The 14,654-nt window shown below is 60.6% G+C and carries 12 protein-coding genes; 7 read left to right on the top strand and 5 right to left on the bottom strand.

Going from position 1 to position 14,654, the window contains the following annotated elements; genetic code table 11:
* Window positions 1-2 precede the first annotated feature (2 nt).
* The 4 genes from B3M52_RS15745 to B3M52_RS15730 form a co-directional block, all read right to left on the bottom strand.
* The gene (locus B3M52_RS15745) at window positions 3-815 is read right to left on the bottom strand and encodes a uroporphyrinogen-III synthase (RefSeq protein WP_075195005.1); all 813 of its coding nucleotides are present in this window, start codon (window positions 813-815) and stop codon (window positions 3-5) included.
* Window positions 796-1,737 (bottom strand): hydroxymethylbilane synthase, encoded by a 942-nt coding sequence (gene hemC / locus B3M52_RS15740; protein WP_036203041.1) that lies wholly within the window; start codon window positions 1,735-1,737, stop codon window positions 796-798. Before hemC ends, B3M52_RS15745 begins: the two co-directional genes overlap by 20 nt.
* A gap of 85 nt (window positions 1,738-1,822) precedes the next feature.
* Window positions 1,823-2,578, bottom strand: a complete 756-nt coding sequence (locus tag B3M52_RS15735) for a LytR/AlgR family response regulator transcription factor (protein WP_075195006.1) — start codon at window positions 2,576-2,578, stop codon at window positions 1,823-1,825.
* A gap of 6 nt (window positions 2,579-2,584) precedes the next feature.
* On the bottom strand, window positions 2,585-3,679 hold the full coding sequence (locus tag B3M52_RS15730; RefSeq protein ID WP_075195007.1) for a sensor histidine kinase: 1,095 nt from the start codon (window positions 3,677-3,679) through the stop codon (window positions 2,585-2,587).
* Between the two features lie 132 nt (window positions 3,680-3,811).
* On the opposite strand from B3M52_RS15730, the gene argH reads away from it, so the two are divergent.
* Window positions 3,812-5,203 (top strand): argininosuccinate lyase, encoded by a 1,392-nt coding sequence (gene argH, locus B3M52_RS15725; protein ID WP_036203046.1) that lies wholly within the window; start codon window positions 3,812-3,814, stop codon window positions 5,201-5,203.
* On the opposite strand, the gene B3M52_RS15720 is transcribed toward argH, so the two are convergent.
* Window positions 5,204-7,648, bottom strand: coding sequence for an EAL domain-containing protein (locus B3M52_RS15720; protein WP_041332615.1), 2,445 nt, complete (start codon window positions 7,646-7,648; stop codon window positions 5,204-5,206). It lies immediately after the preceding gene.
* Window positions 7,649-7,782: 134 nt separating this feature from the next.
* Between B3M52_RS15720 and B3M52_RS15715 the strand changes: the two genes are divergently transcribed.
* From B3M52_RS15715 to B3M52_RS15690, 6 genes are all read left to right on the top strand, one after another.
* Window positions 7,783-10,653: a class I adenylate cyclase gene (locus tag B3M52_RS15715; protein WP_075195008.1), complete on the top strand. Its 2,871-nt coding sequence runs from the start codon at window positions 7,783-7,785 to the stop codon at window positions 10,651-10,653.
* Window positions 10,654-10,740: 87 nt separating this feature from the next.
* Complete coding sequence (gene lptM, locus B3M52_RS15710; protein WP_041332617.1) at window positions 10,741-10,920, top strand: LPS translocon maturation chaperone LptM; 180 nt, start codon at window positions 10,741-10,743, stop codon at window positions 10,918-10,920.
* Window positions 10,921-10,958: 38 nt separating this feature from the next.
* Entirely contained in the window at window positions 10,959-12,209 is a 1,251-nt protein-coding gene (lysA, locus tag B3M52_RS15705; RefSeq protein WP_036203055.1) for a diaminopimelate decarboxylase, read from the top strand.
* Between the two features lie 14 nt (window positions 12,210-12,223).
* Window positions 12,224-13,189 carry a diaminopimelate epimerase gene (gene dapF, locus B3M52_RS15700; protein ID WP_052479657.1) on the top strand — a complete coding sequence of 322 codons (966 nt, stop codon included), beginning with the start codon at window positions 12,224-12,226 and terminating at the stop codon, window positions 13,187-13,189.
* A 16-nt stretch (window positions 13,190-13,205) separates the two neighbouring features.
* Window positions 13,206-13,952 carry a DUF484 family protein gene (locus B3M52_RS15695; protein WP_036203058.1) on the top strand — a complete coding sequence of 249 codons (747 nt, stop codon included), beginning with the start codon at window positions 13,206-13,208 and terminating at the stop codon, window positions 13,950-13,952.
* A 2-nt stretch (window positions 13,953-13,954) separates the two neighbouring features.
* The coding region (locus B3M52_RS15690; RefSeq protein WP_286749872.1) for a tyrosine-type recombinase/integrase at window positions 13,955-14,654 on the top strand (700 nt) is incomplete at its 3' end.

Raw genomic sequence — 14,654 nt, 5'->3', positions numbered from 1 at the left:
CCTTACTTGGTGTTTCCGGAGCCTCCGTCCAGGCTGGCAAGTTGTTCTGCAACTGCAGCCACAATCGAGCTATCGGCAAGGCTTCCTGGTATACACGTTCGCCGGAGGCCGGCCAGACGTGCTTGTTCGGCAATCCGCTCAACGGGGACAACCAGTAAAGTGTTTTCAAGATTATGGCCGGTATTGTCACTGAGTGCGATGAGATTGTTCAATGTTTCTCCCGACAGTGTGACGATGGCCTCGGGGGAAAAGTCGTTCAGCATCGCGTTCAGCGTCGCTTTATCATAGTCGGGACAGAAGCGACGATAAAGGGGCAGCACGGTGACTCGCGCGCCTCTGCGTTCCAGGGTTTGCGGGATCAGTTCCCGGCCTTCCTGTCCGCGCACCACCAGAACCTTTTCGTGCTCCAGTGTGGCCAGCTCCGGCAACTGTAGCAAATCTTCGCTGGTGTGGCCGGTTTCCGGTTGCCGCGTTTCCAGGCCATAGTTGCTCAGCACCGTGGCGGTTCCTGCCCCGACGCCGTACCAGTGGATGTCGGTGGGTGTCTGGGGCCACCACTCGTCCAGCCAGTCGAGCAGCAAGGCGGCGGCATAGGGGCTGACGGCAATGACGTGGGCGAACTCGTCCAAGTTGAGGATCAGCGTGCGGGTTGCGGGGTCTTCCGGGAGCGGCTCGCGGGCGATAAGCGGCATGACCCGCGCATCGGCGCCGGCATCGCAAAAGCGCGAGGCCAGCCGGTCGGCTTCCGGTTGTGGCCGGCAGATGAGTATCCGCCGGCCCTCAAGGGGTAGCGAATCAGGTTGGGGTGTGGCCATAGATGTCAGCCAGTACCTTGTCTGCACCCAGTGCGAGTAGGTCTTCCGCCAGTTCGCGTCCAAGGCGCTCGCCTTCGCTGCGGGGCGCGCGGCCTTCAACGCGGAATACCTGGGTGCCGTCGACGGCGCCCACGAGTCCCCGAAGCCAGAGCATGTCATCGTCTTCCAGCAACGCGTAGGCCGCGATGGGTACCTGGCAGCCGCCCTGCAATCGCCGGTTCAGGGCCCGTTCCGCTTTCACTCGGTCCGAGCTGTCGCGATGATCCAGGGGCTCCAGCATGGCGATCAGTTCGGCATCATCGAGGCGGCATTCGATGCCAAGCGCACCCTGGCCCACGGCAGGCAGGGATATACTGTCTGGCAGGCAGTAGCGGATACGGTCATGGAAACCGAGGCGTTTGAGCCCGGAGCTGGCCAGGACGATGGCCTGGTAATCGCCGGCATCCAGCTTTGCCAGGCGGGTATTGACGTTGCCACGCAAGGTGCGGATTTCCAGGTCGGGCCGGTAGGCACGCAACTGGGCTTCCCGGCGCAGGCTGGCAGTGCCGACTACGGCGCCGTGGGGCAGGGCGTCCACGTTATCGTAGTCATTGCTGACGAACGCATCGGTGGGGTCTTCCCGCTCACAGATGGCCACCAGCCCCAGCCCTTCCGGAAACTCCATCGGCACATCTTTCATGGAGTGCACCGCCAGGTCGGCACTGCCTGCCAGCATGGCCTCTTCCAGTTCCTTGACGAACAGACCCTTGCCGCCAATCTTGGCCAGCGGCACATCCAGGATCTTGTCGCCCTGGGTTTTGATCTTGACCAGTTCCACGGTCACGTTGTCGTGGAGCCGCTCCAGTTCAGACTTGATAAATTCCGCCTGCCACAACGCCAGTGCGCTGCTGCGGGTTGCAATGCGAAGGGTTCGTTTTGACATGGTGTACGTTGCCGGATCTGAAAAATGGTACGCCAAGGGTACTCTTTGTGAGGCAAATTGTGGAGCCGAATGTTGAGCGCCCAGGCTACCCGGGGCGATGCTCCTTTAGCCATTGCCGTAAAGAGGCGGCGTGTCTCCGGCTTACGGGCAGTTGCCCGTGCTGGTCTGTCAGATCAATCAGGTTCTGGCCATCCCGTTGTTTCAGCAGCGCTCGGATATAGCGCACGCCTACCAGGGTGTGTCGGTGAATCCGCAGCAGGTATTGCGAGTAGGTGCTTTCCAGTTCTTTCAGGGTGTAATCGGTGACGGTTTCGCCGCGCAGGTGATGGATGGTGACGTATTTCTGATCGGCTTCGCAGTACAGAATGCCCTGGATGTCGATCAGTTCAGTCCCGCGGTGGGTGCGGATGGCCAGCTGTTCGTCCGTACCCGATTGCTTTTCAGTCAGCGCCTGCAATTGCACCCGGTTGACTCGGCCAGCCCGATTGAGGGCGTCGGTCAGCGCTTCACGACGTACCGGTTTGAGCAGGTAGGCCACCGCGTGTACATCGAACGCCTGGATGGCGTAATGATCATAAGCGGTGCAGAAGATGATGGCCGGAGGGGCCTCCAACGAAGCCATCCGTCGGGCGGCTTCCATGCCATCGGTACCCGGCATGCGGATATCGAGCAGCAGGATGTCCGGCGCCAGGCGCGCGGTTTTCTCCAGTGCTTCGTCGCCGTCGCCAGCCTCGTCACAGACATTGTAGCCAGGCAACGCCTCCACCAGTCGGCGTATGCGCTCCCTGGCCAGAGGTTCGTCGTCGGCAATCAGTACGCTGCGGTGATTGTTGTCGCCCATGCTTGCCTACTTGCTCCCTGTTGCCGGTTTTCCGTTGCCACTCGCTGTCTGCCATGGCAGCCGGAGAGTGACAGTATAGATATCATTCTGGTGGCTGTGTTTCAGCACGGCGGGCTCACCGAACAGGGCGTGCAGGCGGGACTGAATGTTGGCCAGCGCCATTCGGTTGCCTTCGTGGCTACCCTGGTCAGAATCCGGGCGCGGGTTCTGCACCATCAGGTAGACCGAGGGGCCCTTGCGGTAGGCCTCAACCTTTACGGTACCTCCGTTCGGACGAGGCTGAATGCCATGATAAATGGCGTTTTCGACCAGTGGCTGGAGGGTCAGGGGAGGGATGGCCTGTTGTTCCAGTCCATCTTCGATATGCCATTCCAGTGTCAGCCGGTCTTCCAGACGCAGCTTTTCAATGGCCAGGTAGCGTTTGCACAGGTCCAGTTCGGCGCTCAGAGGAATCAGGCGGTCACCGGTGCGCAGGCTGGCGCGGAACAGTTCGGACAGATCCAGCACGGCGTCTTCGGCCCGTTCCGGGTTAACGACAATCAGGCTGGCAATGGTGTTCATGCTGTTGAACAGGAAGTGTGGATGGATTCGTGCCTGCAGGGCGGTCAGCCGGGCCTGCATTTCTGACTCCCGCTGTTGTTGCCACTGGAACTGCAGGTAGAAGTATCGCAGCACCATCAGTGTGATCAACAGCGCCAGCAGCAGTTTCTTGGCCACGCCCTGCCAGGCTTCGAGGCCGGGTTGCGGGTGTAGCACGCTGTCTGCGAAGAGGCTGAAGGCCAGCACATCCAGCATCACGATGGTAACAATCACTGTGGTGGCACGGGTAACTGTCAGCCGTGAGAGCCAGCGCCGCATGGGGCAGATCAGGGCGGCGCTGGTCAGCACCGTCCATTGCACGAACAGGGACAGCAGGCCGAAGTAGTTCCAGTCAATCCAGTGGCTTTCGGCCTGAACGATGGACAGCACCAGCACCAGCAGTTCACTGGTGACCACCAGCAGGAAAACGGCCCTGACCCGGCACAGGTCCGGCACATAGAAATCGGCGTCGCTTTCCGCGAGTGCCTGGGCTGGGCGTTCCCTGTTGTGTCTTGCGGCCATTGAACCTGTTCCTGATTCCTGTTCCTGATTTGGGGGAGGGCAACTGGGCGCCGCGGAATGCTATAATCCTGCGATATTCCATTTACCCATTCCCGCAGAATGATGCCGGGCTGTCAGCAGGAAAGATAGACCATGACGGATCAGAACAAGAGCGCCGAGAAACCCTGGGGCGGTCGTTTCACCGAACCCACCGATGCCTTTGTGGAGCGTTTCACCGCTTCCGTGGGCTTTGATCAGCGCCTATACCATCACGATATTACCGGGTCCATTGCCCATGCCACCATGCTGGCGGAAGTGGGTGTGCTGACTGTGGAAGAGCGTGACACTATTATTGACGGCCTGAAAGCCGTCAAGGCGGACATTGAGGCCGGCACCTTTGAGTGGTCGGTCAGTCTGGAAGACGTGCACATGAACATTGAAGCGCGACTGACGGATCGGATTGGCATCACGGGCAAGAAGTTGCACACCGGTCGCAGCCGCAACGATCAGGTGGCCACGGATATTCGCCTCTACCTGCGCGACGAAATCGATGTCATCGCCGAAGAGCTTCGGCGCCTGCAAGCCGGCCTGCTGGATCTGGCCGAGCGCGAGGCCGAGACTATCATGCCGGGATTCACCCACCTGCAGACCGCTCAGCCGGTTACCTTCGGTCATCACCTGTTGGCCTGGTACGAAATGCTGGTGCGGGATGCCGAGCGCCTGCAGGACTGCCGCAAGCGTGTGAATGTGATGCCCTTGGGTGCTGCGGCGCTGGCGGGTACAACCTATCCGATTGATCGCGGTATCACTGCAAAACTGCTGGGCTTTGATCGGGCCAGTGAGAATTCCCTGGATTCCGTGAGTGACCGGGATTTTGCCATCGAATTCTGCAGCTTTGCCGCCCTGTTGATGACCCACCTGTCGCGCTTCAGCGAAGAACTGGTGTTGTGGACCTCTGCCCAGTTTGATTTCATCGACCTGCCGGACCGTTTCTGCACCGGGTCGTCGATCATGCCCCAGAAGAAAAATCCGGACGTGCCCGAACTGGTACGTGGCAAGACCGGCCGGGTGAACGGCCACCTGATCAGTTTGCTGACCCTGATGAAGAGCCAGCCGCTGGCCTATAACAAGGACAATCAGGAGGACAAGGAGCCGTTGTTCGATACCGTGGACACCGTGAAAGGCTGCCTCAAGGCTTACGCGGATATGATCCCGGCCATCGAAGCGCGGGCCGACAACATGCGCGTGGCGGCCAAGCGGGGATTCTCCACCGCAACTGATCTGGCGGACTATCTGGTCAAGAAGGGCGTGGCTTTCCGCGATGCCCATGAAATTGTGGGCAAAGCGGTTGCGTTTGGCGTTGCCGAAGGGCGTGACCTCTCCGAGATGACCACGGAAGAACTCACCCGCTTCTCCGACGTCATCGGCGAAGACGTGTTCGATGTGCTGACGCTGGAAGGCTCCGTGCAGGCGCGTGATCACCTTGGCGGCACTGCGCCGAAGCAGGTGCGCGCTGCAGTCGCACGCGCGCGCCAGGCACTCTAGCTAGCCGCCAATCTTCCCCGTGGTCAGGGTAACCTCCACCGGTTTCAGCTCCTCCAGTGGGCGTGGCCGGTAGAGGCGGAAGCCCTGGCCGTAGTGAATGCCAAGGGTTCGTACCTTTCGGAGGGTGTCGTCGTTCTCAATGAAGGTGGCGACCGTCACCTTGCCCGAGGCTTCCGCTATTTTATGAAGCGCCTCTACCATTACCTGCTGCACCGGATCGTCGTTCAGGTGCTGCATGATCTTGTGGTCCAGCTTGATGATGTCCACCGGCAGTTTCGCCGCCAGGCCGTAACTTTCCACCGACGCTCCCGCACCATCCAGCGCTACCCGGCAGCCAATGCGGTGCAGGCTGTCGCACAGCACCGCGACATCGTCCGGATACTGGGTGGCGTGGGCTTCCCTTATCTCCAGGCAGAAGCATTCCGGGGCAAAGGGTGATCCTTTCAGTGCGGCTTCCATAAAGTCCGCAAACGAGTCATCCAGTACGCTGGCCAGGGACAGGTTGAAACCGCAGTACTTGAGGCGCGGCTCCAGCAGACGGTGCTGTTCGAGCCAGGCCAGGGTCTGACGGATCACCTGGCGATCCAGGCGCTTGGCCAGGTCAAATCGTTCGGCAACGGGCAGGAAAGCGTCCGGGGTCAGGGGAGGGCTGTCAGGCGTCTCACCGGGAATCCGGGTCAGTATTTCGATGTGGTCGCCCCAGGTAACGCTGGCCACGGGGCGCAGCGATTGGTATTCAAGCTTCAGGTGGCCACTGTCGAGTGCCTGCTGGATTTGTGCCAGCACCTCGTTGGCCGTGCCCTCGTCCAGCGACAGGGACATGGCCCGGGCGGCATGAATCCGGTTGCGACCGGACGTTTTTGCGGTGTGGCACAGGTCAGCCGCCTGGGTCAGCAGTTGTTCGGAATCGGTGGGCGCGTCGTCGTCCAGAAACAGCAGGCCGCCACTGGCCGTTGTCTGTAACTGCTTGTCCTGCCAGTGGAACACGAAGCCGCCGATCAGCTCGAGAATGCTGTCGGCAATCTTGCGGGCGCGCGCTTCGGGGCAGTTTTCGATCAGCAGGGCGAAGGTGTCGCCGGCCAGTCGTGCCAGCGCATCCCGCTGTCGGATCTTGACCCCGAGATTGCCGGCCAGCTCACGCAGGTAACGGTCGCAGGTGCCGCTGCCGGCGATGTCGTTGAAGTGGTCAAACCCATCCAGGTCGAGATAGAGCAGGCTGTCACTGCTCTCCCGCCGTGGCTTCTGCTCCAGTGTTCGTTGCAGGCGGCCCAGGAAGGCTTTGCGGTTCATCAGGCCGGTGACCGGATCATGCTGGACGCGGTATTCGCTGCTGGAGGAGTTCTGCAGGCGGTCGCTGATGTCCCGGGCCACATGAACGGCGCCAATCACGTCGCCCTGGTCATTGGTCAGGCGTTGATAGTGGATCTCGTACAGGGGCAGCTCCCGGTGTTGCTGCGCCATGGGCATTTCCACCACGAAACTGTCGCGTTCGAAGGCGCGGTGCCAGAGTCGCTCGATAAGCCGTCGTTCGTTGGGGAAGCCCTGCAATGCGGCGCTCAGGTTGCTTCCGGATTCCGGCCGGAGGCCGAAGGTAATCTCGAACTGGCGACTGAAGGCACGGTTGAAATGCAACAGGTTTAGCTGGCGATCAACGGCGACCACCAGGTCGTTGGTGGCGTTGATCGTGGCGCCCAGCATTTGCTCCGCCTGCTGGCGGGCGAGGGTATGATTGCGCTCAGGCGTGTGGTCAACCAGCGTTCCTCCCAGTCGCTGTATCCGTTCGCCGGCTTTCAGGGCCCGGCCCGTCAACGTCACTTGGCGAACGTTCTGTCGCGCGGTTATCAGATCCAGCGTCAGGGAGAAGGGCTGCCCGGTGCGGATGCAGCGACGGAACAGGGCGCGTATCCTGCCCTGGCTGGACTGGCAGTAGAAAAGTGCCTGTTCGGGCGTGATTTCGCTGCCGGGTCTTAATTCCAGCAAATGATACATGCCGTCCGTCCAGATCAACTCATTGCTGTGGAGGTCCAGCTCCCAGATACCAACGCCGGCGGAAGTTTCAGTCAGCCGAATCAGGCGGTGGTCGATGGGGGAATGATCCCGCTGGCTTATAAATGCGCTGGCGGCCTGGTCGGAATCGCGAATGTCCATGCGCAGGCTGAGACCCGCTGTGAAGAAAAAGCCTTCCTTGTGGCGGAAGGTGATCAGTATCGACTCGCCATTTTCAATTCGGTGGCGATGGGCCGGTGCAAAGGGATCGTCCTGGCGTGCGGCCAGGATGCACTGAACCTTGCGACCCTCCAGTTCGCTGGCGTCGTAGCCCAGCACTGCCTCGGCGTGATGATCAGCGAACAGGATGACGCCGTCGTCGTTGATGCGGATCAGGGTTCGACGTTCGGCACCCTGGGGGGTGTCGGAACGGTCTCGACGGATAAAGAATTCTTTCACGACGGAAAAGCCTCAGCCAAGTTGTGGCAGGAGCGTGCTAATGTTCTCCCGCTTTTATTTTTTTGCCGATTTTGCCACGATTCGGTCATCATACTGATAATGGTATCGGAAAGAACCTCTCCCGCGGAGTCGCCTTGACCATCCAAACCGCTCCTATTGCCCTGGACTTTGATGAGGGTATAGACCGAAAAACGCTGCGCCGGCTGCGGGACCGGTTCATGGCTGTCAACCGGGAGCGCTGGGATCGTGCCCATTCGGCCCTGACCTATCGGCAACAGGCTGTTCTGGAAGTGTTGCCACTGGTGTTCCATCTTAATCACCCGGCTTTGCCCGGCTATCTCGACAGCGACTGCCCTTACGGACTGAGCCACTATCGGCCCCCTGAGTCCACGCTGAACGCTGCCCGGCGCCTGGCAAGAACCTTTTCACTCAAGGACGAGGGGCGCAGAAAACCAGACCTGGAAGCCCTCTTCCTGATGGGCAGCCCCGGGACCCTGGGCCATTCGGTGGCCAGTGATCTGGATATCTGGCTGTGTCATCGCCCGGATCTCTCGGAGCGGGGCGTGCGTTGCCTGGAACGTAAGGCTCAAAGTCTGTCCATCTGGGCCGAAAGCCTGGGGGTTGAGCTTCATGTGTTTGTGTTTTCCGCCGCTGACTGGCGTGCCGGAAGGCAGCGAGCGGAAGTGACCGGGGAAAACTGCGGCAGTTCACAGCATTATTTGCTGCTGGACGAATTCTACCGCACGAGCATTCATCTTGGCGGCCGTTATCCATTGTGGTGGCTGGTCCCCGTGGAGGATGAGCGACGCTATGACGAGTGCGCCCGGCAGCTGATTGACTGCCGTTTTATCCGGGGTGATGAGTACATTGATTTCGGCCCCGTGTTCTCGATACCGCAGGAAGAGTTTCTGGGGGCTGGAGTCTGGCAGTTGTACAAAGGCATCGACATGCCCTGGAAGTCGATCCTCAAGCTGCTGCTGATCGAGTGTTATGCCCGTAGTAATGAGGGCCAAGAGAGCGATGAGAAACCACTGCTGTCCCGGGTCTTCAAGGCGGCGGTGTATTCCGGTGAAACCAACCCTGACCGGCTCGATCCCTACGTACTGCTTTACGAACGCCTTGAGCAGTGGCTGCTTGAAGAAGATGCCCCCCAACGCCTGGTCCTGGTGCGTCAGAGCCTTTATCTCAAGGCAGGCCTGCCGCTTACCCGTTCGGCACAGACCCTCTCAGGCTGGAGAGCCAGGCTGTTGCAGGCCCTGGTGGACTCCTGGGGCTGGTCGGCTGCTGAGTTGAAAAACCTGGACAACCGGATCCGCTGGCGCGCAGAGGACGTGGTCACCCTTCGGCGGGCCGTGGTGGCCGAGTTGACCCACAGCTACCGGCTGTTGTCTCGGCTGGCTCGGGATCATGGCACCCGTGCGGCCATCACCAGCAATGACATGAACCTGCTGGGGCGTAAGTTGTATGCGGCGTTTCAGCGTAAGGCCGGGAAGGTAGAGCAGATCAACCCCGGGCTAGCCCCCTCCCTGGCAGAAGAGAATCTTGCGTTCCATCACCAGTCGGAACAGGGTGGTTCGGCTGGTCACGACGGCTGGTTGCTATACCGTGATCTTGAGGACCCGTCAGATGCGCTCTGGCAACCGGTCATACGCCGTTCGGGCAATCTCAGTGAACTGTTGGTGTGGGGCTATTACAACGGCTTGCTGACCCGGGCCACACGGTTGAATGTGCGAGCCGGCAGCAGCATTGCCTCGGTGGCAGAACTGCGGGAAATGCTGGATGCACTTGGTGCGTTCCTGCCATTCCCGGTGGAGCCGGCTGGCCGGGAGGCGCTTTCCCGGGGTGTGCACCCGCTGCGCAACCTGCTGTTTGTCAATGTCGGGGTCGACCCTCAGGCCTATCTGACCGAGCGGGGCTTGCACAAGCTTAGCGCCCGTCACGATTCACTGGGCTTCAGCGGTGGACGGGAAAACCTGGTGAATACCATTGACCAGGTCACCTTCAATAGCTGGCACGAGGTGAGTTTGCAGCACTACGCTGCCGGAGACACGCTGGTGCAGTGCCTCAAAAACGTGCTGGCATCAGTCGCCAACGCTCCGGACCGGTTGCCGGATATCATGGTTCATAGCCACAGCACAGGCCACGGAGCCGCCATAGCCCGGCGCGTACGCGAGCTGTTCATGGACGTGATGCGTTATTTCTTCGCCGGCGGTGTTGGCCCTCATCCCCTGCGTTACGTCATCGAGATGGATCGGCGATACTTCCTGCTTCAATTCAGTGGCGCTGAGCCCGGATTCGTGGCCCTGGACAGCAACGAAGCACTGATGGCGTATCTGTCCAAACCGCAGGAATCCTACGTGCCAGTGGTGTTTGACCAATACGCCTTGCTGGATGACCTGCCATTACGCGCCGTGTGCCATGCCAGCGAGCCGGATAACATTCAGGTGTTCTACCGGGTCACAGGAGAGACCGCGAAGGTGTGGGTCGTGGATGAACTGGGATCGGTGTTCTGCTGGCAGCAGGGTTACACCAATCGTCGCTTCCTGCTGGTGCCCTTGCTGCGATTCCTGGAGAACCTGATTGAACGCCGGCAGTTGCGACAACTGGACGCCGTGACCGATGTTGCAGGTGTCCAGTGCTATGAGATGGTGCTTCGCGACAGTCAGTGGCGTGCGGAGAGGCGGCCGGACGCCGACAGCAACGTGCGCCTGCCCGGGCTGGATGTACAGGCCATCGGTATTCAGGAGGGTGACTCTCAGGTGCGTTTCGATATTTTCTGTGGCGACCAGGAATTTACCGTCCAGGAGTATGGAGACCAGCTGATACCCGCGGTGGCCCACTATATTCGTTCGCTCCGCCAAAGTGACGAGCGCTACCCGGTCTACCTGACGGATGTTCACCTACCCCATGACCTGGATCCACAGATATACCAGCAGCATATCCAGACCATCCAGTATCTCTACTACCGTACCGAGTTGGAAGATTTGCTGAACCGGCATCTGTAGTATCCGGAATCGTGGGTGGTAGCATCTCGCCGGGCGCGGCCTCACTCAGGTATACTGCGTGCATACAGACAACGGGGGCAGCTACCCATGAAGCCAGGACAGACACTTACGTTCCTGCTGGTGATGGTCGTGTTTCTGGTTGGGTGTGGCCAGAAGGGGCCGTTGTATCGTCAGGCACCTGCCAGTGACGATGCCGCAACCGAGCAGGCCGCACCCAGTCAGAAATCCAGCGAACACGACAGCAGCGAACCGGCTGAAGACCACTAGGTTCGGCAGGCTGCCCCGATAACAGGCTCAGGAAATCCATGGATCACTTCAATTACCGCAGCGGTGAATTGTTCGCTGAGAACGTGGCGGTTGAGGACATTGCCCGGCGTTTTGGTACGCCAGCCTATGTCTATTCCCGCGCCACCCTCGAGCGCCATTACCGCGCCTATGATGATGCGCTTGCCGGTCGGCCACACCTGGTGTGCTACGCCGTCAAGGCCAACAGTAATATCGCCGTGCTGAACGTGTTGGCAAGGCTCGGCGCCGGTTTTGATATTGTGTCTGCCGGAGAACTGGAGCGGGTGATCCGTGCTGGCGGGGATCCTGCGAAAACCGTCTTTTCCGGGGTCGGCAAACAGCGCTGGGAAATGCGCCGCGCCCTCGAGGCCGGTGTTCGCTGTTTCAATGTGGAGTCCGACACCGAACTGGATCGCCTGAACGAAGTGGCGGGTGAGCTCGGTGTCAGGGCGCCGGTTTCCCTGCGTGTGAATCCGGACGTGGACGCCGGTACCCACCCCTATATTTCCACGGGGCTGAAAGAGAACAAGTTCGGCATCGACATTGCGGAAGCTCCGGCCGTCTATGAGCGTGCCGCTGCCATGCCAAACCTGGACATACAAGGTGTGGATTGTCACATCGGCTCGCAGCTCACGTCGGTGTCACCTTTCCTCGATGCGCTGGACCGTGTGTTGGAACTGATCGATGCCCTGGCGCAAAAGAATATTAATATCCGGCATCTGGACATGGGCGGTGGCCTGGGGGTCACCTACGATCAGGAGCAGCCGCCGCAACCGTCGGATTATGTGACCGCGCTGGCGGAACGCCTGGGCGATCGGTCGCTGGAGCTGATCATGGAGCCGGGGCGGTCCATTGCCGCCAACGCCGGCATCTTGCTGACGCGGGTGGAATTCCTCAAGTGCACTGAACATCGCAACTTCGCCATCATAGATGCGGCAATGAACGACCTGATTCGTCCCGCGCTCTACAGCGCGTGGCAATCCATTGTCCCGGTAACGCCCCGCAACGACGGTGACGAGAAAGCGTGGGACCTGGTTGGGCCGGTGTGTGAGACCGGTGATTTCCTCGGCAAGGATCGCAAGCTGAGACTCCAGGCGGGCGATTTGCTGGCGGTTCGGTCCGCCGGGGCCTATGGTTTTGTGATGAGCTCCAACTACAACACCCGTAACCGTCCACCGGAACTGATGGTTGATGGTGAACAGGTGCACATTGTGCGTCGGCGGGAAACCCTGGAAGAACAGCTTGGCCCAGAAAGCTGTTTGCCGGAATGAGTGGAGAGGCGGAGATGAGTCAGTCCCGGCGCAATCAGGGCCCAATGCTTAACTTCACCAAGATGCACGGTCTTGGGAACGACTTCATGGTGGTGGACGCCATCAGCCAGCCCTTTCGCCTGCGCCCGGAGATGATCCGCGAACTGGCCGACCGGAATTTCGGCATTGGCTTTGATCAGCTGCTGGTGGTTGAACCCCCGGGGCTTCCCGATGTGGACTTCCGCTACCGGATATTCAACAGCGATGGCTCGGAAGTCGAGCAGTGCGGCAACGGGGCCCGCTGTTTTGCCCGCTTTGTCCGCGACCAGCGCCTGACCAACAAGAAGGTGATCCGGGTTCAGACCGCCAAGGGCGTTATCGAATTGAGAGTCGGACGTGCAGGCATGGTCACCGTCGATATGGGGGTTCCTGAACTCAATCCTCCGGCCATCCCGTTCGCTGCCGACCGCCGCAAGGACGTGTACACGGTGGAACTCGGCGGTGATACCGTGGAACTCAGTGCCGTCTCCATGGGCAATCCCCATGGGGTGCTATTGGTGGATGACGTGGATACCGCCCCGGTAGGCGAGTTTGGCCCCAGGCTTGAGAGCCATCCGCGGTTCCCGGCGCGGGCCAACATCGGGTTCCTGCAGATTATTGACCGGACCCGCGTTCGCCTGAGGGTGTTCGAGCGTGGTTCCGGCGAAACCATGGCCTGCGGCAGTGGCGCCTGTGCGGCGGTGGTCGCCGGCTGCCTGCGAGGGCTGCTGGACAGCCGGGTGGACGTCGAGCTGAAAGGCGGGCGCCTGGTCATCGAATGGCAGGGTGAGGGGGCCCCTGTTATGATGGAAGGCCCGACGGCCAGCGTTTTCGAGGGTCAGCTTCGCCTGCCGGCAGACCAGCCCCCGAAACGACGTAAGAGCACGCGGCACAGCGATGCAAAATCAGGTACCAACCGACAGAACAATCGCCATCGCCAGCCGGCCACATCAAGGCCCTGACCATCAGGAGAGCAGCATGACAGAACAAACGGCCCACAAGAAGGCCGAAGGGCTCACCCGGGAAGCCGTCGCAGATTATCTGCGGAATAACCCCGATTTCTTTATTGATCAGGACGAGCTCCTGCGCAGCCTGACCCTGCCCCACGACAGCGGCCGGGCGATCTCGCTGGTAGAGCGCCAGGTGCACCTGTTTCGCGAACAGCGCGACACCTTGCGTCGCGAGTTGGTAGAGCTGGTGTCCATTGCACGCCACAACGACCGTCTGTTCGAAAAGAGCAAGCGCCTGCTGATGCAGGTGATCGAGGCCCGCAACCTGAATGATATGGCCGCCGCGATTGATGACAGTATCCGTGGTGATTTCGGTCTGGACGCGGCCTCGGTGATTCTCTTCACCGACAGCGAGTTGCCGGCAGCGGCGCAAGGCGCCCTACACGTGGTGTCGCCGGATGAGGCGAAAGCGCGCCTGGGTGGCTTGCTGGAAGGGGATCGCGCCGTTTGTGGCCAGTTCCGTGAGAGCGAGCGCAGTTTCCTGTTCCCGGACCGGGAGGAACCCATTGCCTCCGTGGCGTTAGTGCCACTGCGTAACAACGAATTGGTCGGGGTGTTTGCCGTGGGTAGTTGCGAACCCGGGTACTTCGACCAGAGTATGGGATCACTCTTCCTGACCTACATCAGCGACACCCTGAGCCGTCTGTTGCCGCCTATCCTGCAAAGGCATGCCGCCACGTTGCCTGTCACCGATGTGGTCGCGGAGTCCCGCTGACCATGTCGCTGGCTGACGAGGAAACCGGCCCGGCTGCCACACTGGCAGAGCCTGTGGCCGCGTTCCTGCGTTATCTGGCGTCGGAGAAGCGACACTCACCACGCACCTGCGGCAGTTATCGCGATGACCTGAACCGCTTTGCTGTGTGGGTTGAGCATCTACCGTCACCGGCCTGGCGGTCGGTCACCAGCCACGACTTGCGACGATACGTTGCCCAGCTCAGCCGTGAAGGTTTGGGCGGTCGGAGTATTGCCCGTCACCTGTCTGCCATCCGCCGGTTCTACGAATACCTGTTACGGGAACACCTGGCTGTCGACAATCCGGCGTTGGACATCCGGGCTCCGAAGTCCGGTAGGCGTCTACCGAAGGTGGCGGATGTGGACCAGCTCAATCACCTGCTGGACGCAACGCCCGATGATCCGCTGGAAATTCGCGACCTGAGCATGTTCGAGCTGATGTATTCCTCAGGGCTGCGGTTGTCGGAACTGGCGGGGCTGGATCTCCAATCCGTAGACGCCCGAGGTGGGGAGGTCCGGGTGCTGGGTAAGGGGCGCAAGGAACGCCTCCTGCCGGTTGGGCGAAGGGCGTTGGAGGCACTGGCTCGGTGGCTTGACGTGCGCGGAGCGATGGCGCCAGACGGAGAGAATGCCCTGTATGTGAGCCGGCGAGGTGATCGGCTCAGTACTCGCAGTATCCAGTCCC

Source organism: Marinobacter sp. UBA2688 (genome assembly GCF_002352785.1).
GTDB classification, from domain to species: Bacteria; Pseudomonadota; Gammaproteobacteria; order Pseudomonadales; family Oleiphilaceae; genus Marinobacter; species Marinobacter salarius.
The sequence above is the reverse complement of the archived record's forward strand: the minus strand, read 5'-3'. Positions and strand labels throughout refer to the sequence as shown.